The organism is Streptomyces netropsis, from assembly GCF_014203545.1.
GTDB lineage: Bacteria > Actinomycetota > Actinomycetes > Streptomycetales > Streptomycetaceae > Streptomyces > Streptomyces netropsis.
Window position 1 is genome coordinate 320,173 of record NZ_JACHJG010000008.1, and the last position, 25,771, is coordinate 345,943.

Below are 25,771 nucleotides of genomic sequence, written 5' to 3' on the forward strand. Positions count from 1 at the left end.
AGCCCTGCCGGTCCGGCCCAAGGCTCGCACGCAGATATCCCCCCTGCGGGGCCCGCTCTCCTTCACCCGTAGCACCGCCGGCGCCCGGCTCCCTCCGCACGTGCCCCGCACGTGCGCCGAGAGGCCGCATCCGGCGGTCAGTACGTTTCCCGGCGTCGCCGGGCCACGGCCACCCATGCGGTTTCCGGATCACCGTCAGCCCTGCCATCAGGCCGGGCCCCGCGCGCGGTGCGCCGTCGGCCGCCTCCAAGGGGACAGTCATGAAACTGAGCGCACTGCTCGACGGACACCACCACCACGTACTCCAGGGAGACCCGGGAACGCCGATCAGCGCGGGGATGACCTTCGATGCCGCCCAGGTCGCGCCCGGGTCGCTCTACATCGCGGTCCCCGGCCACGAGGGCGGCGGCCCGGGCCTCGTCGAACGAGCGCTGCGACAGGGAGCGGTGGCCGTCCTGACCGAAGACGACACTCCGTTGCCTGCTCCGGGGCCACCCGCGCGGGTGTGCGTGGTGCGGGTGGCGGACATCCGGGCGGCCACCGCGGTCGCCGCCTCCCGCTATCACGGCGACCCCGGCCGGGCCATGGACGTCGTGGCTATCACGGGAACGAACGGCAAGACGTCCGTCTCGTTCATGGTGGAGTCGGTTCTGCGGATCGCCGAAGGCGCGGAGGTGGGCGTCATCGGCACTTCGGGCAGCCGGATCGGCGGGCAGGACATTCCGATGCCACGAACGGTGCTGACCACGCCGCAGTCGCCGGACCTCCAGTATCTCCTGGGCCACATGCGCGACCGGCACGCGAGCAGCGTGGTTCTGGAAGCCACGTCCATGGGTCTGCTGGAGCGGCGGCTGGACCAGGCGTTCATCGACGTCGGTGTCTTCACCAACCTGACCCAGGACCACCTCGACGACCACGGAACCATGGAGAACTACAAGAACGCGAAACTCAGCCTCTTCAAGGGGCTGTGCGACCGGGCGGTCGTCAACGCCGACGACCCCGTCGGCTCCGGGATCCACGCCCTCATGCCCGGCGCCGTGACCACGTACGGCCTGGACACTCCGGCCGACTACCGGGCGACCGACCTCTTCGTGGACGCCGCCGGCAGCCGGTTCACGCTCCACCACGACGGCCGCAAATACCCGGCGGCCATCCCCGTACCCGGCCGCTTCTCGATCGCCAACGCACTGGCGGCCCTGGCTGCCTGCCATCTGCTCGGCCACGACCTCCCGGCCCTCGTCGGCGCCCTGGACCGGATGCCGACCGCCCCCGGCCGGTTCGAGCGCTACACCACCCCACGCGGCATCCGCGTGATCGTCGATTACGCACACTCGCCGGACTCCCTGGAGAAGGTCCTCACCACCGTCCGCGGCTTCGCCACCGGCCGGGTGATCACCGTCTTCGGCTGCGGCGGGGACCGCGACGCCACCAAGCGGGCCCCCATGGGCAAGATCGCCGGTGACCACTCGGACCTCTGCGTCCTCACGTCGGACAACCCGCGCGGCGAAGACCCCGAAGCCGTCCTGGACCAGATCGCCCCCGGCCTCGCCGCCACCGGAACGCCCTTCCACCGGGTGGCCGACCGCCGCACGGCGATCCACTGCGCGCTGTCCGCCGCACAACCCGGCGACATCGTGCTCGTCGCGGGAAAGGGCAGTGAGCCGTACCAGATCACCGGCGACCGGCTGCTGCCCTTCCACGACATGACGGTGGTCCGCGAGCTCGCCGAGCGGTGACAACCGTCCCGGTGGAGGCCCGCCCACCATGGCGGCTGCCTGCTATCGGCAGATCCGCTCGGCGAGTTCCGTCGGGCGGCTCAGGGCGAGGAGATGCCCACCGGGCATCTCCTCGACGGCGATGCCCAGTCGCTCCTGGGCGATGCGCCGTTGGAAGTCGAGGGGGAAGAACCGGTCCTCGCGCCCCTGGAGGAAGCGGGTGGGAACGTCCGGCCACCCGCCCAGAGGCCAGGGCTGGCCGAAGAGGGCCTCCGACGGCCCGGCCTCGCCCTGCGCCAGGGCCTCTTCGGTCACGTCCTGCGGTACGTCGTGGAAGAAGTCGGCCAGCAGGTCGAAGTCCGCGTCCGGGTCCCGGCCCTGCCGGGCCGCGAAAGCCGCGCGGGCCCCGGCCTGGCCGGTGTTCGCCCACCACTCCCCCGCGGTCTCCCCGGGGGCCGGCACCATCGCGTTGACGAGGACCAGTCCGTCGACGGGAGTGCTGTCGCAGACGAGCGGAGCGATGAATCCGGCCAGCGACTGCGCTACGAGGACGAGGTCGTCGGCGCGCTCGCGGCCGTCGCCGATCGCCCGCACCACGGCGTCGGTGTACTCGGCGAGGCCGGCGGAGTTGTCCTGCGGCAGATCGACGGCCACCACCTCATGGCCCCGCCCACGCAGCTCGGGCACGACCAAGTGCCAGTACCACGCGCGGCCGTCGGCGCCGGGGATGAGTACGTATGTCGCCATGCGGCTCTCCTCACGAGCTCGGAAGCCCATCGTCGCCCCGGCCCCCGGAAGCCGCACGCTTGCCACGGCCTCCGCGGCCACGCGTCAGGGGCTGACCGCGAGCACGATGTAAGCCGCCAGCAAGGAGAGGTGCACGCCGCCCTGCAGCGGAGTCGCGCGGCCCGGGATCACTGTCAGGGTGCCGACGGCGACCGTCAGGGCCAGCAGCACCATGTGGGTCGCGCCCAGGCCGAGCACGAGCGGACCCTCCAGCCAGATCGAGGCCACCGCGACGGCGGGAATGGTCAGGCCGATGCTGGCCATGGCCGAACCGAGACCGAGGTTGAGACTGGTCTGGACGCGGTCGCGGCGGGCCGCGCGCAGGGCCGCGATCGTCTCGGGGAGCAGGACCAGCAACGCGATGACGACCCCGACGACCGAGGCGGGCAGCCCGGCGGCGGCCACCCCGGACTCGATCGTCGGGGACACGCCCTTGGCCAGGCCGACCACCGCGAGCAAGGCGACGGCGAGCAGCCCGAGGCTGGTGAGGGCGACCTTGGCCGAGGGCGGATCGGCATGGTCGTCGGCATCGATGACCACGCCTTCGGCCGTCACCGGCAGGAAGTAGTCGCGGTGCCGCACGGTCTGGGTCGCCACGAACAGTCCGTACAGGATCAGCGCGGCGAGCGCGGCGAAGACCAGCTGGGCCGAGGAGAACCGCGGCCCCGGGGTGCTCGTCGTGAAGGTCGGCAGGACCAGGCTCAGCCCCGCCAGTGTCGCCACGGTCCCGAAGGCGGCGCCGGTGCCCTCGGCGTTGAACACCGCCACCCGGCGTCTGAGCGCACACACCAGCAGCGACAGGCCCACGATGCCGTTGCATGTGATCATGACGGCGGCGAAGACGGTGTCGCGGGCGAGGGAGCTGCTCTTCTCGCCGCCGTCGGCCATCAGGGTCACGATGAGGGCCACTTCGATGATGGTCACCGCGACGGCCAGGACCAGCGATCCGAAGGGTTCGCCGACTCGGTGCGCGATCACCTCCGCATGGTGCACCGCGGAGAGCACCGCACCGGCCAGACAGCAGCTCACCAGCGCCACCATCCCGGCGGACAGTGACCGCCCCCAGGTCAGGGCGAGTACGAGGGCGGCCAGGGCAGGCACGACGAAGGGCCAGCGCACAGCGAGCAAGCGGAGCTGATGGTTCATACGTCAAGCTTCGCAGATGGCCAGGAAAATCCGTTTCACCCGTGTTGCCGCAATAGGTCAGACACTCCGGCGCCTTGCCCGGCCACCGGGCGACCGTCAGGCCGCCTCGGCCTCCCGGGCGGTCTTGGTCCAGCCCGTCTGACCGCGGATCATGCGGAACAAGGCACTCCAGGCACAGAGGAACGACATGTAGTTCATGACGACGAAGGAGTGCCCGAGCACCAGGGCCCGCCCCACACCCACGGCCCTGTCCCGGCGCAGATACGTCCAGGACGTGGCGAGCGCGGGCGCGAAGGTGAGCAGGTACCAGGCAGTCAGGTTGGCCGGCCACTTCAGCCAGGTCGCGTTGACGGCGGCGACCCGCCGACCGTGCAGCACCAGCACATTGGGGCTGCGGATGAACCAGATCAGGCAGTACTGGAAGAGGATCGACCAGGGCAGGTCCAGCACCCAGGGGACCAGCAGGTAGGAGAACATCTCCAGGGCGGCCAGGTGCCGCATCCGGGGCGCCCGCCATATCTCGCCCATCCGCCGGATCGCCGTCATGTGGCCCTGGTACCAGCGAGTCCGCTGCCGGACGAGCCGTCGCAGATCGCTGACACCCTGCTGGTCCACGGAGGCATGGGCGGTGGTGCGCAGTCGCCACCCCCGTGCGGCGAGGCTGATGGCCAGGTCCAGATCCTCGGTCAGCGATCGTGACCAGGGGCGGTCCCCCAGGCCGTCCAGGGCGGAGAGCCGGGTGAACTGTCCATTGCCGCCGAGGCTGACGGTCGACGTGAGGTTGCGGCCGAACTGGGTGACCGCGGCCATCGCCCAGAACTGGTAGTCCTGAAACCACGTCAGGAAGTTTCCGCGGCGGTTACGGATGCGCACACCGAGCTGCACGCCGCCGACGCGGGGGTCGTCGAAGAGCGGCAGGACGTGGCTCAGCGCCCGGTCCGACAGACGGCCGTCCGCGTCCATCACGCACACGACCACCTCGCCGGGGTCCTGGCCGCGCGCCGCGACGCTCTCGCGGATCCGCCGGATCCCGTGGTTGAGGGCTTCGCCCTTGCCTTGCCGGGCGTTCGGCAGCTCCCGGCGCAGCACGACCGCCTCGCCCGGCCGCCCCGCCGCCCGCGCCTCCTCGCCGGCCCGCTCGGCCTCCTGCCCGGTGGCGTCGTCCGAGCCGTCGTCGATGACCACGACCGTGGTACGCGGGCCGAGCAGCCCGGTGACCGTCGTGCCGATCACGGACTCCTCGTTGAGGCACGGGATGAGGGCGTACAGATGCCGGCGGTCACGGCGGCCCAGATGCGGACTGCCGTAGACGGTGTCGCCCTGGACCCGTAACGCGGCTTTCTGACGGCGCAGTTCGATGAGCCCCGCACCCATGGCGAGGGCGAGGTAGCCCGCGGACATGCCGATGACGGCAAGGCCGATCGTGTCAACGGCCTTCAGCAGCCTGTGTCTCACCGGCGGGCCTCCCACTTCTGACGTCGCCATGAGGGCGGCCCTACAGGGACTGCGGGAGCCGAGTACGGGGGCGCGGGTACCACAGAAAGGTCGTTGCCCTTCTCCGGGGCGGGTTCAGCCATCCAGACGCTCCCGGTGATGCGACGCTGTATCTCCCGCCCCAGGACGAAGCCCAAGGGCAGCGCTGCCGCACCGATCGCCGCCAGGAGTGCGCCGCGACCGGGCGCGCCGCCTCCCCCGACACGGGTGGCCGCCATGCCGCCGACCAGCGGCCAGGTGAATCCCGTGTACATAGTGCGGCGGCACCTCCGGGCACCAATGGGCGCATCCTCTGCGCAGGGGGGAAGAGAGTCCGACCACTCTCGCCCAGGAAAGGGCCGGTGACCAGACCCCACCACAACGCCTATAGGGCACCGGAGGGCAGTTTCGCGCCGACCCCGGAGGTATCCGGATTCCCCGCCCGCCAGGCACACCAAGGGGTTTCCGCCCGGTAAATACGGACACGGTGCGGATCCGGCCAATCACGCCGAATCGAGCCCGTTGCACGCCGCGCGCGCGAGCAGTTAACTTCATCGGCGGACCGCACTCCACACCATGAGTGACAGGTATCCATTTCAACTTCCCTGCCTTTGCCCGGCCTTCAGCACTGCTAAGCGAGGGCGGTGGATTCTGTGCGCCATCCTTCCTTCGGGCTGCCATCCTGACGGGCCGCTCTTTTTCACGCCGCGACGGACGGAGAGCTTGGGACGTTGAACGGCCGACAGCACACCACAAAGGTCGTGGGCACCCGGCCGGAGGCCATCGCCCCCCTGCCGGCCTCCCCGGAATCGAATCGGCAGACGTGGAGGGATCCGGCTCTCCTCAAGACCGGCCGACATGGTGAGGCGATCCGGAATGCACTCTCCTGCTTCCGGCTGCGTGTGTCGGTGGCCCACGTGGTCGTCGCCCAGGGCGTGACGGGCCGGCGGATACCGGCGACCGGCACCGTGATCGGACCGGTCGGTAGCATGAGTCGGCGACCGCCCGATACGATTCCGATTCACATTAAATCGAACGGAATTCCGCCCGCGCTCGTTCCGGTGGCCGCGCACCGACGAAACCGGATGGTTTCGATCCGGCGCACCGTCCGGACGACGGCAGGACTTGGCCGTCAGCGCCCGGAATTCACCTTTGCGGTGGCAAGTCACCCGAGCTCGTTGGTCCGCACCACGAGCGAGGAGGCCTCGCACGGACACCCCCCGAGCTCACCTCCCGAATCCTATTCCGCACGGCGCCTTCGCTCCGGTGCCCGCCCGCTCCATTTCAGCCATCACGAACCCGGGCGGAATTCAGGAGGAGGCTGCCGTCCTCGGCGTACTGGTCCTGGTGCCCCACTGCCGACACCGAACGGACGGATCACGTCCAATTCGACCTCACCCGACTCGTGGGTACCCGTGGTCCGAAGATCTCCGCTGCCGCTCAAAAGGAATTCGCGGACACGGGAGGGATATCGGGTGCGACGAATCAACCCCACTCGCAGTGCAATCCCCGCAGGGGCGGACGGGCGGCCCATGCCCGTAGCCGCACCCGGCACGGTAGGCCGACGACCCAAGCCATCGGCCGTCGGTCCGTCTCCCTGCCGCTGAGCGCTCAAGTCACCGACCAGAGACAGGAGCACCGACTCATGGCAACCACGAGCAGCGCCGGAACCGGCCCGCAACCCGCGGGTATAGCCGAAGGCGCCATCGCCACGGTGGCGGGCAACGGCGCGGCCGGGTACGTCTCCGACGGCGGGCCGGGCGCACTGACCAGGCTCAACTATCCCGAAGGCGTGGCCGTCGACAAGAACGGCAACCTGTACTTCGCCGACCGGCTCAACAACCGGGTCCGCAAGGTCGCACCCAGCGGCATCATCACCACGGTCGCGGGCAACGGCGAGGCCGGGTACGTCTCCGACGGCGGACCCGCCATCGCCACCCGGCTCCACCAGCCCGTGGACGTGGCGGTCGACGACGCGGGCAACGTCTACTTCCCGGACATCTACAACCAGCGGGTGCGCAAGGTGTCGCCGAGCGGCATCATCACCACGGTCGCGGGCAACGGCGAGGCCGGGTACGTCTCCGACGGCGGACCCGCCATCGCCACCCGGCTCCACCACCCGCACGGGGTGGCCCTGGACCGCGAGGGCAACCTCTACATCAGTGAGTGGGACGGTCACCGCGTCCGGAAGGTGAACCGGAGCGGCATCATCACCACCGTCGCAGGCAATGGCACCGCCGGGTACGTCTCCGACGGCGGACCCGCCATCGCCACCCGGCTCCACTACCCCGACGGGCTGGCCTTCGACCGCGAGGGCAACCTCTACATCGCGGAGCACGGCAACCACCGGGTCCGCAAGGTCACCCCCAGCGGCATCATCACCACGGTCGCGGGCAACGGCACCGCCGGGTTCGTCTCGGACGGCGGTCCGGCCATCGCCACCCAGCTCAACTCGCCCCGGAAGGTGGCGGTGGACGAGGCCGGAAACCTCTACATCGCCGACGCGAACAACCACCGCATCCGGCGGGTCGGCCCGGACGGCATCATCACGACCGTCGCGGGCAACGGCACGGCCGGGTACGTGGACGACGGCGGGCCCGCCGCGGGCACTCGGATCTACTTCCCCCAGGGCGTGGCGCTGGACCGTGCCGGGAACCTGTACATCGCCGACTACAACAACCATCGCGTTCGCGGCGTCACGGGTGTGGCGCAGCTGACCCCGCCGCTGCCACCGGCCGCCGACCTGCACGGAGACGTGGTCAGCCCGTACCGGGTGCAACGCGGTGAGGAGTTCGACGTCGGCGCCCGCGTCGGGAACCGCGGGCCGAACCCGGCCGACGGCCGGTACGTCACCGTGGTCCTGACTCTGGCCGACGGCCTGCTCGGCGGACCCGGCACCACGGGCCGACGTCTCACCCGCACCTTCACCGGACAGCAACTCGTTCCCCACCAGGGCACGTTGGACGGTGTCTTCCGGGTCAGTGCACCGGACTCCACACCTCCGGGCCTGTACACCTGCACGCTGGAGATCCAGTACAGCGGCGACCTCAACCTCAAGGACAACACTTACACGCTCCCGATCACGGTCACGGTGCCCGCACCGGTCGCGGACGAGACGGCGCTGACGATCTACCAGGACACCGTCCCCGAGGTCGCGCCCGGCCAACGGACCAGCTTCGACGTGCGCTACACCTCACCCACCGGGCAGCCGGTCAACCCCGGTACGATCACCCAGCGCTTCACGGCCCCGACAGGTTTCGCCTTCACCGGGCAGCCCACATACGCCTACTACGAAACCGTTCACGGCATCGTCTCGGGGAATCTCGGTCACCGGATCGAGGACGGCGGCCGGACCCTGATCATCACAGCGAACCCGCACGTCAACACCACGACCAGTGACGCCGGCTCGATGATCTACACCATCCCGGTCCAAGCCCTGCCCGACGCCGCTCCCGGACAGTACGACAACGGCTCGGCCAGCGTCGGCAGGCATACCCCGGTCCAGATCTCCGGCAAGGTCACCGGTGGCTCGCAGGACGAGAGCGCACTGCGCGTGGTCCAGGCGTCGGTGCCCGCGGCGGCACCGGGCCAGACCACGAAGTTCAACCTCGAGATCCGCTCGCTCAACAACCAGCCGGTCAACCCCGGCACCATCGAACAACGCATCACCGCGCCCACCGGGTTCGCATTCACCGGGGGCGCCTCCTACGGCTACTACAACACCAAGCCGTACGTCACCGGCAACCTCGACACCCGGCTCGAGGACAGCGGCAGGACGCTCGTCATCCGCTCCAACCCCCATCTGAACACCGGGACCACCGACAAGTCCTCCCTCATCCACACCCTCGCCGTCAGGGCACTGCCCACCGCGACACCGGGCACCCAGCCCGACGACGGCAAGGCCGTCATCGGCCGCCTCGCACCCGTACCGCTCTCCGCCCGCGTCCTCTGACCAGACAGGAGTGCACACATGACCACCTCACCCAGCACCGGAACCGGCCCGCAGCCTGTGGGCCTGGCCGACGGTGCCATCGCGACAGTCGCAGGAAACGGCGTGGCCGGATTCATCTCCGACGGCGGACCGGGCGCACTGACCAGGGTCTATCACCCCCTCGGCGTCACGGTGGACAAGAACGGCGTCCTCTACATCGCCGACCAGCACAACCACCGGGTCCGCAAAGTGACCCCGAACGGCATCATCACCACCGCCGCAGGCGACGGCACCGGCGGTTACATCTCCGACGGCGGACCCGCGGTCGCCACCCGGCTCCACTACCCCGGGGGCGTGGCGGTGGACGACGCAGGCAATCTTTACATCGCGGACACCCACAACCACCGGGTCCGCAAGGTGACCCCGAACGGCATCATCACCACGGTCGCGGGCAACGGCGAGGCCGGCTACGTCTCCGACGGCGGACCCGCCATGGCCACCAGGCTCCACTACCCGTACGGGGTGGCCGTGGACGGCGGCGGAAACCTGTACATCGCCGACCACCAGAACCACCGCGTCCGCAAAGTCACTCCCAACGGCAACATCACCACCGTCGCGGGCAACGGCGAGGCCGGCTACGTCTCCGACGGCGGACCGGCGATCTCGACCCGGCTGCATTACCCCGTGGCGGTGGCCGTGGACGGCGAAGGAAATCTGTACATCGCCGACCGCCACAACCACCGCATCCGCAAGGTCACTCCCAACGGCATCATCACGACCGTCGCGGGCAACGGCACCGCCGGATACGTCTCCGACGGCGGGCCCGCGATCGGGACCCGGCTCCACTACCCGTGGGGGGTGGCGCTGGACGAGGCCGGCAGCCTGTACATCGGGGACCAGCACAACCACCGGATCCGCAAGGTCACTTCGGACGGCATCATCACCACCGTCGCCGGCAACGGAACTGCCGGCTACGTGGACGACGGCGGCCCCGCAGCGGGCACCCGCGTCTACTACCCCGCGGGGGTGGCCCTGGACCGGGCCGGCAACCTGTACACCGCCGACCAGTACAACCACCGGGTGCGCGGCGTGACGGCCGTGGCGCAGATGACCCCGCCGCTCCCGCCGGCCGCCGACCTGTACGGAGAGGTCGTCAGCCCGCTCCGGGTGCAGCGCGGCCAGGAGTTCGACCTCGGCGCCCGGATCAGGAACCGCGGCCCGAACCCGGCCGACGGCCAGCACGTGACCGTGGTGCTGAACCTTGCCGAAGGCCTGGTGGGCGGTCCCGGCACCACAGGCCGACGACTCACCCGCACCTTCACCGGGCAACAGCTCATCCCCAACCAGGCCACCTTGGACGGCGTCTTCCGGGTCAGCGCGCCCGACACCACCCCGCCCGGTACGTACGAGTCCACGCTGGAGATCCAGTACGGCGGCGACCTGAACCTGAAGGACAACACGTACGCCCTGCCCGTCACGGTCGTCGTGCCCGCCCCCGTCGAGGACGAGACGGCACTGACGATCTACCAGGACACCGTCCCGGAGGTCGCGCCGGGCCAGCGGACCGCCTTCAACATGCGGTACGCCTCGCCCACCGGGCAGCCCGTCAACCCGGGCACCATCACCCAGCGCTTCACCGCGCCGTCGGGCTTCCTCTTCGTCGGCCAGCCCACATACGCGTACTACGAGGCCGTCGACGGCGTCGTCACCGGGAACCTCGACCACCGGATCGAGGACGGCGGCCGGACCCTGATCATCACAGCCAACCCGCACGTCAACACCACGGCCAGTGACGCCGGTTCGGTGATCTACACCATCCCCGTCCAGGCCCGTCCCGACGCCGTGCCCGGACAGTACGACAACGGCTCCGCCAGCATCGGCCGTCACGTACCCGTCCAGATCTCCGGCAAGGTCACCGGCAGCGCCCAGGACGAGACGGCGCTGCGCGTCGCCCAGGCAACGGTGCCCGCGGCGGCACCGGGCCAGACCACGAAGTTCAACCTCGAGATCCGCTCGCTCAACAACCAGCCCGTCAACCCCGGCACCATCGAACAACGCATCACCGCGCCCACCGGCTTCGAATTCACCGGCGCCGCCTCCTACGGCTACTACAACACCAAGCCGTACGTCACGGGCAACCTCGACACCCGGCTCGAGGACGGCGGCAAGACGCTCGTCATCCGCTCCAACCCGCACCTCAACACCGGGACCACCGACAAGACGTCGTTGATCCACACCCTTGTCATCCGCGCCCTGCCGACCGCGACACCGGGTACGCAGTCCAACGACGGCAAGGTCGCCATCGGCCGCCTCGCACCCGTACCGCTGATCGGCCGCGTCCTCTGACAAGAAGGCAATTCCGCCACGGCGTTGTTGCCGCCGCCGTTCACCCGCGCGCCGGCTCGGCGTGGGTGAACGGCGGCCTGGTCCCCTTCCTTCCGCGACTTCTCTCACAGGCGGCCATGCACCCGGATTCCATCGACGAAGACCGTGAAGAACAGAACGGCCGACACCGCATAGCACTCGTCGTCGGCACCCGGCCCGAGGCCGTGAAACTCGCCCCCGTGGCCCTGGCACTGAGCCGGAGCGGTTGGGCCGAACCCGTCGTGATCACCACCGGCCAGCACGGCGAGGTCGTCCGGGAGACGCTCTCCTGCTTCGGGCTGCGGCCGGACATCGAACTGACGGTGCGTCGCGGCAGCGGCTCGGTCGCCGAACTGACGGGCAGCCTGCTCTCCGGGCTCGACACCACTTTCCGTTCCCACCCCGTCGGCGCGGTCGTCGTGCAAGGCGACACGTCGTCCGCTCTTGCCGGGGCCATGGCGGGCTTCTTCTCATCGATCCCCGTGGCGCACGTGGAGGCGGGCCTGCGCTCGGGTGACCTGCGCAGCCCCTTCCCCGAGGAAGCCCACCGCAGGATGATCGCCCAGGTCACCGAGTTGCACCTGGCTCCCACCCGCGCCGCCCGTGACAACCTGCTGACCGAAGGCGTCGCAGCCGAACGGATCCGGATCACCGGCAACACAGTGATCGACGCGGTGGTGGAAGCGAGCCGACGGCCCTCGGCGAGCGGCGACCCGGTCCTGCGGGGCATCGCGGAGTCGGGGACTCCCCTGGTGCTCGTCACCGCACACCGGCGGGAGAACTGGGGCGAGCCGATCCGGCGCATCAGCGGAGCCGTGGCCGATCTCAGCCGCCGGTATCCCGACATCACCTTCGTCGTCGCGGCGCACATGAATCCGTCGGTCCGGGCCGCCACCGAGCAGTCATTGCACGGGATACCCAACGTTCGGCTCACCGGCCCGATCCCCTATGGCCCGTTCGCGCGCATTCTGGCCAGGTCCATGCTGACGATCACCGACTCCGGAGGGATCCAGGAGGAGGCGGCCGCGTTCGGCGTACCGGTCCTCGTGACCCGGGACAACACCGAACGGATCGAAGGGATCGCATCCGGTCTCGCCCGACTCGTCGGAACTGAGGAATCGGAGATCGTGGCCGCCGTCGAGAAGGAATTCGCACGCGAGGACGCGTTTCCTCCCACCGGAATCCGCCCGGTCGTGCCCACCAATCCGTACGGCGACGGGCGGGCGGGGGAACGCTGCGCGGCGGCCTGCGGCCGGCTGCTCGGCATCCGGCCCTTCCACACCTCGTAGGGCCCCTCCGCCCTCTCATGCCCTGCAGAAAGGGACATCGCATTGACCACTGCAAGCACGCCTACAAGGTCACGTCCGACAACTTCATCAGCGCGCGGAACGACTCCGAGCGCGGCACGTACCAGGGCAGCGCCACCATCGGCTCCACCAGCATCCCGGTGACCGCACGCGTGCTCTGACACACGGCGGCCGCGCGCCGGAGTCCCGATCCCGCACCCACCCCGAAGGAGGAAAGATGCCGGTCGAAACGAACCCGAACCTCTTGAAGAACGGCACACTGACGGACCTTCCGGACCCCCGGTTCCGGGGCGAGAGAGACGGCCTCTACTGGGACTCCCCCGTCAAACGCCCCGGCGTCGACGGCAGCTCCCTGCCCGGCTGGACCGTCTGGACGAAGCCCGGCTGCGACTACGGCGGGGCACAGATCCTGGACGTCATGGAACGGACCGGGCCCAAGGGCAACGACGTCGCCATGTTCCCCCTGGACTTCAAGGAGGAGTTCCCCGACTGGCGCCGGGCGAACTTCCTGGAAGCCAACGGGGAGCGGGTCTACGGGGGCATCCAGCAGACGATCGACACGGAGAACGGAGCCGAGTACGAGGTCTCGTACTGGGCCGGGAAATCCCCCTGGGTCGGCGAGAGCAAGCACTGGGCCAACGGCCGTGTGCACGTCCTCGACGGCTACGACGAACTGATCACCCAGCAGGAGTGGCGCGCCACCACCAAGTCGAAGGACTCCTTCGGCGTCTGGGACCCGTCGTGGGAGCGCCATTCCTTCACCTTCACGGCCAAAGGGGCGTCCAGCACCGTCGTCTTCGCGGAGGACGGGTCGCACGAGCCGGGGCTCGGCACGTGCGACCCCGGGTACCACGGCGGGGCCTCCTACGCGGGCATGGCCGTGCGACGGAAGTCCCGTCCGGTGCCGGTGTCCGACGAGACGGCGCTGGAGATCCGCCAGGAGAGCGTGCCGAAGGCCGCCCCGGGCGGCAGCGTGAAGCTGAACCTCGCTCTCGACTCCCGCGACGGGAAGCCCGTGAACCCGGGAGTCGTCACCCAGCGCTTCAAGGCTCCCACCGGCTTCGTCTTCACCGGCATGCCCACCTACGGCTACTACACGGTGCGCCCCAAGCCCCACCTGGGCAACCTGAGCGACTACCGCATCGAGGACGGCGGCCGGACCCTGATCGTTCACTCCAACCCGCGGGTCAACACGGACGCCTACGACAAGGGTCCGCTCGTCTACACCCTGCCCCTGCGGGCCAACCTGTCGGCATCCGCCGGGCGCTACGCGGACGGTTCCGCGGAGATCGGCCGGCACGCCCCCGTCCGGCTCTCCGCGGAGATCACCGGCGGAAGCGGGAAGGAAGGCGCGCTGCTCGTCGCCCAGGAGAAGATTCCCGAGGCGGCGCCCGGCCGGACCGCCAATCTCAATGTGGAGATCCGATCGCTGGACAACCAGCCGGTCGACCCCGGGCCCATCGAACACCGCTTCACGGCACCCGGCGGCTTCGCCTTCACCGGCGGCGCCACCTACGGCTATCACTACTACGGGAAGGTCACCGGGAACCTCGACACCCGCGTCGAGGACGGCGGCAAGACCCTGGTCGTGGTGGCCAACCCGCACGTCAACACCGGCTCCACCGACCGGATCGCCCTCCTCTACACCCTCACGGTCCGGGCCCTGGCCGGCGCCGAGCGAGGCGCCCACGACGACGGCCGGGCGGTCATCGGACGGCTCGCACCTGTGCCGTTGAGCGGCCGCATCGTCTGAACGGTGTGAACAGCGCCCCGCCCGGCCCATCCGGCCCGGGCGGGGTTCGCACGCCGACCGTCATCCCCCCAGCGAGAAGGTGCTTCATGGATGTGGCAGTGACCAGGAACGGAATCGCGGCGCCACCGGCCGCGCTGTCCGGGAGCACCATCACCACGGTGGCGGGCGACGGTACAGCCGGGTTCAGCGGTGACGACGGGCCCGCCACCGCGGCCCGGCTGCGCTGCCCTTTCGGTGTGGCGCCCGCTGCCGACGGCTCTCTGTACATCGCCGACTACCAGAACCACCGGGTGCGCGTGGTGGGGCCGGACGGCGTCATCACCACTGTCGCCGGTGACGGGACCAAGGCGTACGGGGGTGACGGCGGGCCGGCACGCGCGGCCCACCTCATGGATCCGGCCGGGGTGGCACTGGACGGCAGGGGCAACGTCTACATCGCGGACCGCTCCAACCAGCGGGTGCGCAGGGTGGGCCCGGACGGCGTCATCACCACCGTCGCCGGTGACGGCACCCCCGGATTCGGCGGTGACGGCGGTCCGGCCACCGCCGCCTCACTGAACTTCCCCCACGCCATGGCGGTCGACGGCGCAGGCAACCTCTACATCGCCGACGACTACAACCACCGGGTGCGGAAGGTGGGCCCGGACGGCATCATCACCACCGTGGCCGGCAACGGTGCGGACGGGTTCGGTGGTGACGGCGGGCCCGCCACCGATGCCTCGCTCCATTTTCCTCACGCCGTGGCCTTCGACGGCGGCGGCAATCTCTACATCGCGGACCGGTACAACTACCGGGTGCGGAAGGTGGGTCCGGACGGCATCATCACCACCGTGGCCGGCAACGGAACCATCGGGTTCAGCGGTGACGGGGGGCCTGCCGTCACGGCCGCCCTGAACCTGCCGCAATGTGTGGTGGTCGACGGCATCGGCAACCTCTACATCACCGACTACGGGAATGAGCGGGTGCGGAGGGTCGATACGGACGGGATCATCACCACGGTGGCAGGCGGAGGGGCCAAGGGCTACGGCGGTGACGGCGGACCCGCTCCGCTGGCCATGCTCGATCAGCCCCTCGGCATCGCGGTCGATGTCACCGGCGAGCTGTACATCGCCGACTTCGGAAACCATCGGGTGCGGAAGGTGAGCGGTGGGGCGGTGCGGGCGCCGCGTTCTCAGGCCGGCTGAACGATCAGCGTGCCGTCCGGCGCGGAGTCGACGCGCGTACCGAAGCCACGGCCGATCCGCTCGAAGAGGCCGTGGAGCCATCGGCAGTCCTCCTCCGAGGCGTGCCGCAGCCGCATCCGCCAGGACTGCAAGGGGGTGATGCGCACCTCCCGGAGCCGACCGGTGCCGGGCTCGACCGAGACCAGGTACAGCAGCCGCAGGTCGTCCCGGTACGCCTCGTAGCCGGTGATGCCCTCGTAGTCGTTGACCAGGTCACCGCAGCCGTAGGCGATGAGCTTGCCCCGGTGTACCTCCAGCGGACGGGGATGGTGCGAGGAGTGCCCGTGCACGACATCCACGCCGCCGTCGATGAGGGCGTGCGCGAAGCGGATCTGGTCGCGTGAGACGTCGTAGCCCCAGTTGGAGCCCCAATGGATCGACGCGACGGTGATGTCGCCGGGGCGCTTCGACTGCCGTGTCCGGGCGACCACCTCGGCTGCCGCGGCGTCCGACGGCCCGGCCACGAAGTGGACGCCGTTCCGGGCTGCCGTGGCGGCCCATTCCTTCGGGATGCCGCTGGACGCCATCCCGAAGGAGAGGACCTGGACCCGTCGGTCCCCGGCGACGGGGACGATCGCGGGCCTTCGGGCCTCGTCCGCGTCGTGTCCGGCCCCTGCTGTGCGCAGACCCGCGCCGACGAGGGCGTCGAGGGTTTCTTCGAGCCCGCGACGGCCGTAGTCCAGGACATGATTGTTGGCCAGCACACAGACGTCGGGACGGGCAGCTGCCAGGCAGGGCAGGTTGGCGGGGTGCATGCGGTAGTGCACCTCTTTGCCGGGCGCGACGTCGCCGTTCCGCGTGACGCTGGTTTCCAGGTTGAGGATCCGTGCGTCGGGCGCGGCTTCCTCGAGCACCGCCAACGCGTCACCCCACGGCCAGCGGAAGTCGACCGGGCGGGGAATGAGGCCGTTCGTCTCCTCCGCCAGCTCGACATAGGCGCGGGCGTCCCTGATGTACGCCTCCCGCAGTGCCGGGTCACCGGGGTGCGGAAGGATCTGGTCGACACCGCGGCCGAGCATCACGTCACCGCTGAGGAACAGGGTGACGGGGTCACCACCCATTCCCCCAGGCTATGCCCATTCGTCACGGTTTTCACGTCACGGGTGACCGGCGCGATCCCGGGGCTGTTCACGGACTATGCCGAACGGCAGAGGCCCCGGCCCGGCACGCTCGAGGATCTCCCCAACGGCCCATGGTCGTGCCCCCGCTCCACCGCCGATGCTGGCCAGGCAGCCGGGCAACGCCCGGAAAGCACGGCCGACTCAGGAAGAGGCAGCGAACCATGACCATGCCCCTCACCTCCGCTACCACGGCTCACCATCACGGGCAGAGGACAACGCCACCCCGTTGGGCCGTGCGTACCGCCAAGGCGGCGGCGCTCACCACGGTGCCGAGCGGTCTGTGGCGAGTGGCCGCTGCCTTCGGCGTCCCGGTCGGTTTCTCCGGCGACAACGCGATGGCCGATGTGAGTTTCGGCAGCTGGTTCTCCCTGTACATGATCGCGCTCAGCGTGTTCGCCGAGTGCCTCGGTTTGTTGTCTCTGGGGCTCGTCCAGCGATGGGGCGAGGTCTTCCCGCGTTGGCTTCCCTTCATCGGCGGCAGAAGAGTCCCGGTCTGGTTCGCCGTGACGTCGGCGGGACTCGGCTCGCTGGCCCTCATGTGTCTGACCGTCAACGGCGCCTTCCACTGGAACGCCCCGGACACCATGGGCGCCCCCGAGTCCCCGAAGGGGACGGCGGCCCTGGTCATGGGCGTCTGCTACGCCCCTCTGCTGCTCTGGGGCCCGCTCCTCGCCGTGGTCACCGTCGCCTATGCCATACGTCGCCGCCCTCGGGCTTGAACGTCGAACGGGGAGCGTGGGCGGGGCGCCGCGCGACGCCGGCGTCGGTACTTCCATGATGACACCGGCGAGTTCGCCCCCCCGCATATCGATGTCTGATGACCGCCAGCAACGGCCGGCTCCGAGCATCACGCTGGTGGGTATGACGAATTCATCCACGACGGACTCGGTGGCCGTCCTCACCGGCATGTACGAAGCCGAGGCGAAGTACCTGGCAGCCGGCGGCCCCGGCGAGGCGCCCTTCGATCTCCTCGCGCCCTTCTTCGCGTCCGATGTCGTACTGCATCAAGCCGATGCGCTTCCCTACGGCGGGACCTGGCGTGGGCACGCGGGTCTGACGCGGTTCTTCCTCGCGATGAGCGACGTGTGGGAGTCGTTCGAGATGGCGGATCAGGAGTTCCTCGCCACCGGCGAGACCGCGGTGGTACTCACCCGGGTACGGGCTCGCGCTCGCGCGACCGGCCGCGAGCTCTCCTTCCCCATCCTGCAGACGATCACGGTCAGGGACGGCCGGATCGTCGAGGTCCGCCCCTTCTACTGGGACACCGCCGCGATTGCCGATGCCTGCGCGGTACCGGCACGGCCGGCGTGAGGTAGTCAGCGGCCGGATGCCGTGGGCTCGGCCCGGAAGGCTCGGCGGTAGGCGCCGGGCGTCGTGCCCAGGGCGCCGAGAAAGCGTCTGCGCAGATTGGTGGCCGAGGAGAGACCGACACGGCGGGCGACCGCGTCCAACGGGAGGTCTGAGCATTCCAGCAGTTCGCGGGCCGCGGCTATGCGCCGACTGAGCAGCCACTGCCCCGGGCTGGCACCGAGCTGCTCGGCGAACCGGCGGGCGAGGGTGCGCGCCGAGACGCCGACGTACGCGGCCAGGTCCTCGACCGTCAGGGGTTCGCCGAGGCGCCCGGCGATCCACTCCAGTACCGGCGCGAGCGAACCGTCGACGTGTGCGGGGCGCGGTGGCGCCGAGTACTGCAATTGCCCGCCCTCGCGGTGGGGCGGCATGACCATGTGCCGGGCGACGTGCGCGGCGTATCCGGCGCCCTGGTCGGTTCGCAGGAGATGCAGGCAGAGGTCGATCCCGGCTGCGGCGCCCGCGCTGGTGGCCACGTCTCCGTGGTCGATGTACAGCACGTCCGGGTCGACCAGGACACCCGGGAACCGGCCGGCGAACTCGTCCGCCAGCGCCCAATGAATGGTCGCCCGGCGACCCTCCAGCAGCCCGGCATGCGCCAGTACGAAGGCGCCGGAGCAGATGCTGACCACCCGCGCTCCGCGCTCATGCGCGCGGCGCAGGGCTTGGACGACGGCGGGCGAGGGCGGCTCCTCAGTGGGCAGCCAGCCGGGGACGACCACGGTATCCGCCCGGTCGAATGCGTCCAGGCCTTCGGTGACGAGCATGTCGTACCCGGCGCGGGTCGTGACCGGTCCGGGGTGCTCCGCGCACACGCCGAACGTGTACCGCGGCGGAATGCCTCGCCGTTCGGTGCCGAACACCTCGGCCGCGCAGGCGAGTTCGAATGTCGATTGCGGTGGGTGGACGAGCGCCACGACTCGATGCATGGCAGGAAAGTACCGCAGGATGTCATTCCTGACACTCGGCGGGGCAGCGGAGGCCTGCCAGGCTGATGCCCATGACGACACAACGAGACATATCCGCCTACACCTGGGCCGCCGTGCAGGACGCCCCGGTCCACGAGCTCTTCCCCGGCATCCGTCTGCGCCCGCTGTGGAGCGGAGAGAACGGCGCGAAGGCCGTTGTGGTAGAGCTGGATCCGAACTCCCGCTGGCAGGGCATCGACGTCCACGAACCGGGGCCCGAGGAGCTGTTCGTGGTGTCCGGCGTCTTCAACGACGGCGACCGGGACTACCCGGCCGGCTCCTTCATCCACGCCCCCGCGGGATCCTCGCACATCCCCCAGACGACGACGGGTTGCACGCTGTTCGTCTTCTATCCGGAAGGGTAGGCGGCTTCTGTCCGGAAGGGCAGGCGGCCGGCCGATGCCCGATCGCTACCCCCGCTCCGGCCGGGTGAGCAGGCCGCGTTCGAGGGCTGTGACCACCGCGTGCGTACGGTCGCTCACATCGAGCTTCGCGAAGACGCGCAGCAGGTGTGTCTTCACCGTGGCTTCCGCGATGACCAGCCGCTTGCCGATGTCGGCGTTGGACAGGCCGTCGGCGACCGCGTTCAGCACGTCCCGCTCCCGTGAGGTCAGGGCCACCGGGGCGGGTTGCCGCATCCTGGCCATGAGCCGTTGTGCGACGCGGGGGGCCAGGACGGTCTCGCCCCGCGCGGCGGAGCGGATGGCGTCGACGAGTTGCTCTCGGGTCGTGTCCTTGAGGAGGTAGCCGATGGCGCCCGCCTCGACCGCGCGCTCGATCTCGACGTCGGTGTCGTAGGTCGTCAGGATCAGCACACGGGTCCCGGTCCGGCCCGCCACGATCTGCGTGGTGGCGGCCACCCCGTCGAGGACCGGCATCCGCAGGTCGATCAGCGCCACATCGGGTTCGAGTCGCTCGACGAGCTCGACGGCCTCCCGGCCGTTGCCCGCCTCGCCGACGATGTCGATGGCGGGCTCCGAGGCCAGCAGGGCGACGACTCCGGCGCGCATCACCGTGTGGTCGTCCACCACGATGATGCGGAGCTTGCCCTCTGTCGCTGTCACAGCCGTCATGTCACACCTGACCGTTCGTGGGAACCATGGCGAGGACGCGGGTGCCGTCGCCGACCGAGCTGGTGACCGTGAGTTCGCCGCCGAGTTCGGCCAGCCGCTTGCGCATGCCGTCGAGGCCGAAGCCGCGGGAGTCACCGACGACGAAGCCGCGGCCGTCGTCGGTGATCTCCAGTTCCAGGCCGTGGCCGTGGTCGGCGAGGACGACGCCCACCGTGGAGGCGGCCGCGTGTTTGCGTACGTTGGCCAGCGACTCCTGGGTGCAGCGCAGGAGTGCGATCCGGGTCTGCTGGTCGCATTCGACGTCCGGCAGCTCCGCGTCGACCGCGAGCCCGGTGTCTTCGGCGAACCGGTCCAGGGTGCGGCGCAGGGTGCGGGCGACCGAGCCGGGGGCGACGCCGCTCTGGGGGGCGGAGCCGACCAGGACGCGCGCCTCGGCGAGGTTCTCGCGTGCGGTGTGCTCGATCGAGAGCAACTGCTGGGCGCTCTTCCCCGGATCGGTGCCGAGACCGGAGCGGGCCGCCTCGGCGAGCACGATGATGGACGCGAAGCCCTGGGCGAGGGTGTCGTGGATGTCCCGTGCGAGGCGTTCGCGCTCCTCCGCGGCGCCTTGGCGCTGGTGCGCCTCGGCCAACTGCAGTTGGGCGTTCTCCAGCTCGGTGTTCAGGCGGCGGGCGCGTTCGTCGCTCTGCTGCACGATGCGGTGCACCAGCAGCCCCACGAGCACACCGGCCGCGTAGCCGATGACGGTGAAGGCGACGTTGCCCGTGAAGAGTTCCGCGTGCCGCACGGCCCGGGCGGTCACGGTCGCCACCACGGCGGCGCCGCTGAAGGCAATGGCGGACCTCGGACCGGGGGCAAAGATCCAGAACTGCGGGAGCGACACGATGAACAGCGCGGCGCCTCCGCCGGGCAGACCGGCCATCGCCCCCACGCCGAGGGCGAGGACACACAGATGGACGTGCGGACGCAGCACGGGGTTGTCCGGGAAGAGGCGCAGGGTCGCGTAGCCGAGGGAGATCACGGCCAGCAGCGCCAGCGACCAGTACTTCGCCGCTCCGGAATCGTTCTGCACGCCGATGACGGAGGGCGCCAGACCGAGGAGCACCCAGGAGACGGTGTACCACCGGTGGAGCGTCTGTCTCCAGAACTGGTCGTCGGGCTGTGGCCGTTGGTTCATGCCGGTTAGCCTACGTTTTGGAAGGGCCGGTCGGCCGGGACGGTGTTCTGTGCTCCTCGGCCGTTCCGCGACGGCCACCAGCACCTGTCGCCGAGCAGCAGCATGAGCGCGGGCAGGATCACGATCCGGATGACGAAGGCGTCGATCAGTACAGCCACCGCCAGGCTGAACCCGATCTGCTTCATCTCCATGAAGTGCAGCGGTACGAAGCTGGCGAACACCGTCACCATCACGAAGGCGGCGCTGGTCACCACACTCGCCGAGCTGCCGATGCCCTCGAGTACGGCCTGCCGGGTCGGCACACCGCGGAGCACGGCTTCCCTGATCCGGCTGATGACGAAGACCTGATAGTCCATCGACAGGCCGAAGAGGATCACGAACAGGAACAGCGGTACCCGGGAGCCGATCGATCCGGTGGAGGTGAAGTCGAGCAGGCTCTCGGCCCGATCGCCCTGGAAGACCAGCACCAGCAGACCGAGCGAGGCGGCGGCCGAGAGCAGGTTCAGTGCCACGCCGACGAGGCCGAGGACCACGGAGCGGAACGCCCACACCGTCATGGCGAAGGTCACCAGGAGCAGGGATCCGATGATCAGTGGCAGCTTCTGCTTCTGGTGCTCGGGATAGTCGGCGTAGCGGGCGACGTCCCCGGTCACCGCGCTGTGGGCGCCGGGCACGTCGCCGACGGTGGCCGGGACGTATGTCCCGCGGAGGCGCTCGAGGGACGCCTGCGCCGCGTCGGAGCTCACGTAGTGCGGTACGGGCAGTTCCAGCAGGCTGACGCGCCGGTCGGGTGAGGTGCGCAGGTGCGCCGTGCCGGCGAGGGCCGGGTCGGCTTCGGCGCGGCGGGCGAGTTCGCGCAGCGCGTCGGTCACTTCGTCGGCGAGGGCGGGCTCGGCGCGTACGACGACTTGGTGCATGGACTTCAGTTCCGGGAAGGCGTGGTTCAGCCGGTCGTACGCCTGCATGGCGGGGATGGAACGGGAGTGGGTCTCGCGGCCCATGTCGGTCAGGTTGAGGCCCAGCAGCGGGATGGCCAGGGCGAGTGTCGCGAGGACGGCGACCGTCAGTGTGGCGGCCGGGTGCCTGCTCGTGGCGCGCAGTACGGCCCCGGTGATCCGACCGGCGCCGGTCTTCGGCTGCTGGGGCGGCGCCGGCTGTGCGGTCCCGCTCCCGGCCGCGCGGGCGGCCTTGCGGAGTGCGCGGCGCTCCGCCCGTTCGCCGAGGGTGGCCAGCAGCGCGGGGAGCACGGTGAGCGAGCTGACCACGGCGACCAGGGTGACGACGATCGCACCCGTGGCGATCGAGGAGAAGATGACGTCGTCCACGAGATACAGCGTCGCGCTGGAGACGGCGACGGCGAGCCCGGAGAGCACGACGGCCCGTCCGGACGTCGCCGCGGCGAGTTCCACCACGGCCTGCGGGCTGAGCCGGCCGCCCGCCCGGGCTCGTTCCTCCCGTTCGCGCTTGAGGTAGAAGAGGGTGTAGTCGACGCCGACGGCCAGACCGATCAGCAGGATGACGTTGGTGCCGACGCCTGCGTCGGGGAAGGCGTGCGAGGCCAGCATCGACAGGCCGATGGCGGCGGCGATCGAGGAGAGCGCCAGCAGCAGCGGCACGGTGGCCATCGCCACGGAGCGGAAGACGAACAGCAGGGTGATCAGTGTGACGGGCAGCGCGATGATCTCCGTGCGGGAGAGGTCGTCTCCCCGCAGTTTCTCGACGCCCTTGCTGATGGAGGGGCTTCCGGTCTCCTCCACGCGCAGTCCGGGGTGCGCGGCCTGCACCGCGGCGGTCTGCGCCCGCAGGGGGTCGACGTGCTTCTTTCCGTCGAGCTCGGGGCCCTTCATGGTCACGTCGACCCGGACCGCCTTGCCGTCGGCGGAACGCACGGGCGTGGCCACGGAGCCGACTTCGGGGAGTTTCCGCATCCGGGCGGTGACGTCCCGGGCGGCGGCTTCTGCCGCGGCCCGGTCGAGCGTGCCCGTGCCGGGCTTCGCGGAGATCAGTACCCGCTCCAGGGGCCGCTGCTCCAGACCGCCCCCGGCCGCCATGGCCTCCGCCCGACCCGCTTCACCGACGCGGAAGTCCTCGCTGGTGGCCGCATTGCTGCCGGCCGAGATCCCGGCGCCGAGACACAGCACGACGAAGAGGAACCAGCCGGCTGTCGCGCGCCACGGGTGCCCGGCACTCCAACGGGCCATACGTACAGGGAAAGTCGTCATGGCGTACATGCTGGTCGCCGGGGTGCCGCTGCCGTCAGCCTCGACCGGTTGAACCTCGTGTCCACCGGTCGGTGGACACGAGGGGATGCCGATCGCCTCAGCGGATGCGGAAGAGCGGCCCGGTGGGCGCCGAAGTCACCCACCCCCCACCCCAAGTCGTCTTCCCCGCAACCCCGGTGGGGCCGCCGTCAGCCCCCTGTCGCACGCGCGTCCGCCGCTTTAGTCTGGGGCGCAGTCGGTTCGCGCTGTCCGCCTGGCAGCCGCGTCGTAAGAGGGAACCCGGTGGGAGTCCGGGACTGCCCCGCAGCGGTGAGTGGGAACGAACGTCGCCATCGGCACCGGGCCGGGAAGCCGGCCCCGGGAAGCGACGGCCAGTAGGCGCGAGGTCGCGTGAGACCTCGTGGGCCCACGAGTCCGAAACCTGCCCACTGCGCGCGTGCGGCCCGCACGCGCTGATCACGGTGGCCTCGAGGGTGGGCCGGCGGTACAGGCGGGCACCGCGCTCTTGCCGGGCGGCGTCCGCCGTTCCTTCGTGTGCCCTCAGCGGTCCCGAGATCTCGGCGACGCGCGAAGGAGTATCCGGTGACCGATGGCCCTCGCCGCCCTCCCCTTGGACCGCTTCGGTGACGTCATCCGGGCAAGGGTGTGCGGCGACCTCGTCCTCCAGTGCTGCGGCCGACGAGGCGTCGCAGACCGATCAGGCCGTCGTCAGCGGGCGGCCCACGCTCCGAGTGCCGTGTGTGCGGGGTGAGCGGACCTGCTCGGGGGTGTGCCACGGCACCCTCGGGGAGCTGTTCCAGGGGCCGCTCAGGCACGAGGGCGAGCAGCGCATCGCGCTCGTCTCCTTCCCCGTCGACCGGCATTCCTGGGTGCATTTCACCCGGGGTGCCGGCCCCCCGGGCCCCGTCCCGACCGGTGAGAAGACGGCGAGGGCCGCCGGGCTGTTCCTGGAGCATTACGGCCTGGCCTTGCCGCCGGGCCGGTGGAGTGCCCATTCCGACCTCCGTGTCGGTGTGGGCATGGCCAGTTCCACCGCCGACATCGTGGCGACGCTGCGCTGTCTGTTCCGGATCTTCTCTCTGCCGTACGACCTGCGGGTGGTGATCGAGGTACTGTCCGCGATCGAACGCGCGGACAGTGTCTTCCTCGACGAGTTCGCGCTGTATCTCAGCGACCGGCACCGCGTCGTCCGCCGCATGGGAACCTCCATCGGCTTCCACACCGTGTTCATCACGGAGGCCGGTGCCGTCGACACCGCCGCGGTGACCCCGTTGCTGCTGCGGCACTACCGGCGGCGGTCGACGGACTACGAACGCTGTCTGACCGATCTTCTCAAGGGGTTCTCGGCAGCCGATCCGGCGGCCGTCGCCCGTTCGGCGACGGCCAGCGCCGGTCTTTCCCAGGAGGTACTGCCCAAAGCCACGTTCGAGACCGTGCTGGCACACCGCGAGGAGTTCGGGGCGGACGGTGTGTTCGTCGCGCACACCGGCTGTCTCGTCGGCTACCTCTTCGCCCGCCGCCCCTCTCTCACCCTCAAGGACGAACTGTCCGGCTTCTTCCACACGCTCGGCCACCAGTGCTCATTCGCCCAAGGAGGCTACGGGTGATACACACCCATATCGCCGACGCTCTCAAGTCCCCGCACCTGATCAGACTGTCCGACGGCATGGTCCTGGCTCGCTTCGAATCGATGAAGATCTACTCCGCGCTCGCCGCGGTGCGCCGATTGCTCGACCGGGGCACGGTCCGGCCCGGGCAGACCCTGGTCGACAGCTCCAGCGGAATCTACGCCCAGGCGCCGGCCTGCCCACGGGCGCCGCCTACCTCGCCGCCTCCTGGGAGGCGCGCCGGTTCCCCGGCCAACTCCACCTGGTGATCGGGGACTCCCCCGACCGCATGCGCGCGAACAGGAACAGGAACACGGTCGCGGTGACCCCCAGCGCGGCGCAGACATCGGGCACGGCGGACCGCGCGTCGGTCTTCAGCGCGGCCCGGCCGCGACGGTGCGCGCCGTCGGGTTCGCCCACGCCCTCTTCGCTGCCGGAGGCAGATGCCGCATCAGGACTCATACGGCGATCCTTCCGCGCAGGGGCGGGCGGTGTCCCTGGATCCTCAATTCCGTTCGTGGCGGCTTGCGTTGGGAAGGGAACAATGCGGGGAAC

General features: G+C 70.2%; 19 protein-coding genes, 1 pseudogene and 1 riboswitch. Of the genes and pseudogenes, 12 read left to right on the plus strand and 8 right to left on the minus strand.

What is annotated here, in order from left to right:
- Window positions 1-260 precede the first annotated feature (260 nt).
- On the plus strand, window positions 261-1,736 hold the full coding sequence (locus tag FHS38_RS20935; protein WP_184735558.1) for a UDP-N-acetylmuramoyl-L-alanyl-D-glutamate--2,6-diaminopimelate ligase: 1,476 nt from the start codon (window positions 261-263) through the stop codon (window positions 1,734-1,736).
- A 42-nt stretch (window positions 1,737-1,778) separates the two neighbouring features.
- Here FHS38_RS20935 and FHS38_RS20940 read toward each other — a convergent pair whose 3' ends face one another.
- From FHS38_RS20940 to FHS38_RS20950, 3 genes are all read right to left on the minus strand, one after another.
- Complete coding sequence (locus tag FHS38_RS20940; protein ID WP_184735560.1) at window positions 1,779-2,462, minus strand: alpha/beta fold hydrolase; 684 nt, start codon at window positions 2,460-2,462, stop codon at window positions 1,779-1,781.
- An 84-nt stretch (window positions 2,463-2,546) separates the two neighbouring features.
- A complete protein-coding gene (locus tag FHS38_RS20945; RefSeq protein WP_184735562.1) occupies window positions 2,547-3,647 on the minus strand; it encodes a calcium:cation antiporter in 1,101 nt (366 codons plus the stop codon).
- A gap of 96 nt (window positions 3,648-3,743) precedes the next feature.
- Window positions 3,744-5,102: a glycosyltransferase gene (locus FHS38_RS20950; RefSeq protein ID WP_184735564.1), complete on the minus strand. Its 1,359-nt coding sequence runs from the start codon at window positions 5,100-5,102 to the stop codon at window positions 3,744-3,746.
- A 1,663-nt stretch (window positions 5,103-6,765) separates the two neighbouring features.
- On the opposite strand from FHS38_RS20950, the gene FHS38_RS20955 reads away from it, so the two are divergent.
- The 6 genes from FHS38_RS20955 (at window position 6,766) to FHS38_RS20990 (ending at window position 15,659) form a co-directional block, all read left to right on the plus strand.
- Window positions 6,766-9,072, plus strand: a complete 2,307-nt coding sequence (locus FHS38_RS20955) for an NHL repeat-containing protein (RefSeq protein ID WP_184735566.1) — start codon at window positions 6,766-6,768, stop codon at window positions 9,070-9,072.
- An 18-nt stretch (window positions 9,073-9,090) separates the two neighbouring features.
- Window positions 9,091-11,397 (plus strand): NHL repeat-containing protein, encoded by a 2,307-nt coding sequence (locus FHS38_RS20970; protein ID WP_229822614.1) that lies wholly within the window; start codon window positions 9,091-9,093, stop codon window positions 11,395-11,397.
- 116 nt (window positions 11,398-11,513) lie between these two features.
- Window positions 11,514-12,704: a non-hydrolyzing UDP-N-acetylglucosamine 2-epimerase gene (gene wecB / locus FHS38_RS20975; protein ID WP_184735568.1), complete on the plus strand. Its 1,191-nt coding sequence runs from the start codon at window positions 11,514-11,516 to the stop codon at window positions 12,702-12,704.
- Between the two features lie 17 nt (window positions 12,705-12,721).
- Window positions 12,722-12,883, plus strand: a complete 162-nt coding sequence (locus FHS38_RS20980; RefSeq protein WP_184735570.1) for a hypothetical protein — start codon at window positions 12,722-12,724, stop codon at window positions 12,881-12,883.
- 56 nt (window positions 12,884-12,939) lie between these two features.
- On the plus strand, window positions 12,940-14,475 hold the full coding sequence (locus tag FHS38_RS20985) for a hypothetical protein (RefSeq protein WP_184735572.1): 1,536 nt from the start codon (window positions 12,940-12,942) through the stop codon (window positions 14,473-14,475).
- Window positions 14,476-14,573: 98 nt separating this feature from the next.
- The gene (locus tag FHS38_RS20990) at window positions 14,574-15,659 is read left to right on the plus strand and encodes an NHL repeat-containing protein (protein ID WP_221495188.1); all 1,086 of its coding nucleotides are present in this window, start codon (window positions 14,574-14,576) and stop codon (window positions 15,657-15,659) included.
- On the opposite strand, the gene FHS38_RS20995 is transcribed toward FHS38_RS20990, so the two are convergent.
- On the minus strand, window positions 15,647-16,759 hold the full coding sequence (locus FHS38_RS20995; RefSeq protein ID WP_184735575.1) for a CapA family protein: 1,113 nt from the start codon (window positions 16,757-16,759) through the stop codon (window positions 15,647-15,649). The genes FHS38_RS20990 and FHS38_RS20995 overlap by 13 nt on opposite strands.
- Window positions 16,760-17,052: 293 nt before the next feature.
- On the opposite strand from FHS38_RS20995, the gene FHS38_RS21000 reads away from it, so the two are divergent.
- Window positions 17,053-17,538: a hypothetical protein gene (locus FHS38_RS21000; protein WP_229822612.1), complete on the plus strand. Its 486-nt coding sequence runs from the start codon at window positions 17,053-17,055 to the stop codon at window positions 17,536-17,538.
- Between the two features lie 142 nt (window positions 17,539-17,680).
- Window positions 17,681-18,130: a nuclear transport factor 2 family protein gene (locus tag FHS38_RS21005; RefSeq protein WP_184735577.1), complete on the plus strand. Its 450-nt coding sequence runs from the start codon at window positions 17,681-17,683 to the stop codon at window positions 18,128-18,130.
- 5 nt (window positions 18,131-18,135) lie between these two features.
- Here FHS38_RS21005 and FHS38_RS21010 read toward each other — a convergent pair whose 3' ends face one another.
- On the minus strand, window positions 18,136-19,098 hold the full coding sequence (locus FHS38_RS21010) for a GlxA family transcriptional regulator (protein WP_184735579.1): 963 nt from the start codon (window positions 19,096-19,098) through the stop codon (window positions 18,136-18,138).
- Between the two features lie 71 nt (window positions 19,099-19,169).
- Between FHS38_RS21010 and FHS38_RS21015 the strand changes: the two genes are divergently transcribed.
- Complete coding sequence (locus FHS38_RS21015; protein WP_184735581.1) at window positions 19,170-19,502, plus strand: cupin domain-containing protein; 333 nt, start codon at window positions 19,170-19,172, stop codon at window positions 19,500-19,502.
- 45 nt (window positions 19,503-19,547) lie between these two features.
- On the opposite strand, the gene FHS38_RS21020 is transcribed toward FHS38_RS21015, so the two are convergent.
- From FHS38_RS21020 to FHS38_RS21030, 3 genes are read right to left on the minus strand one after another with little or no spacing between them, the layout of a single operon-like run.
- Window positions 19,548-20,210, minus strand: coding sequence for a response regulator (locus FHS38_RS21020; RefSeq protein ID WP_184735583.1), 663 nt, complete (start codon window positions 20,208-20,210; stop codon window positions 19,548-19,550).
- 1 nt (window position 20,211) lies between these two features.
- Window positions 20,212-21,387, minus strand: coding sequence for a sensor histidine kinase (locus tag FHS38_RS21025; protein WP_184735584.1), 1,176 nt, complete (start codon window positions 21,385-21,387; stop codon window positions 20,212-20,214).
- 5 nt (window positions 21,388-21,392) lie between these two features.
- Window positions 21,393-23,609: an MMPL family transporter gene (locus tag FHS38_RS21030; protein ID WP_184735586.1), complete on the minus strand. Its 2,217-nt coding sequence runs from the start codon at window positions 23,607-23,609 to the stop codon at window positions 21,393-21,395.
- A 219-nt stretch (window positions 23,610-23,828) separates the two neighbouring features.
- Window positions 23,829-24,052, plus strand: a riboswitch (cobalamin riboswitch).
- 297 nt (window positions 24,053-24,349) lie between these two features.
- Between FHS38_RS21030 and FHS38_RS21035 the strand changes: the two genes are divergently transcribed.
- Both FHS38_RS21035 and FHS38_RS36145 read left to right on the plus strand, forming a co-directional pair.
- A complete protein-coding gene (locus tag FHS38_RS21035; protein WP_184735588.1) occupies window positions 24,350-25,216 on the plus strand; it encodes a GHMP family kinase ATP-binding protein in 867 nt (288 codons plus the stop codon).
- Window positions 25,213-25,413 (plus strand): annotated as a pseudogene (locus FHS38_RS36145) (cysteine synthase family protein); the annotation flags it as partial. The gene FHS38_RS21035 and the pseudogene FHS38_RS36145, both read left to right, overlap by 4 nt.
- Window positions 25,414-25,771: the final 358 nt, after the last annotated feature.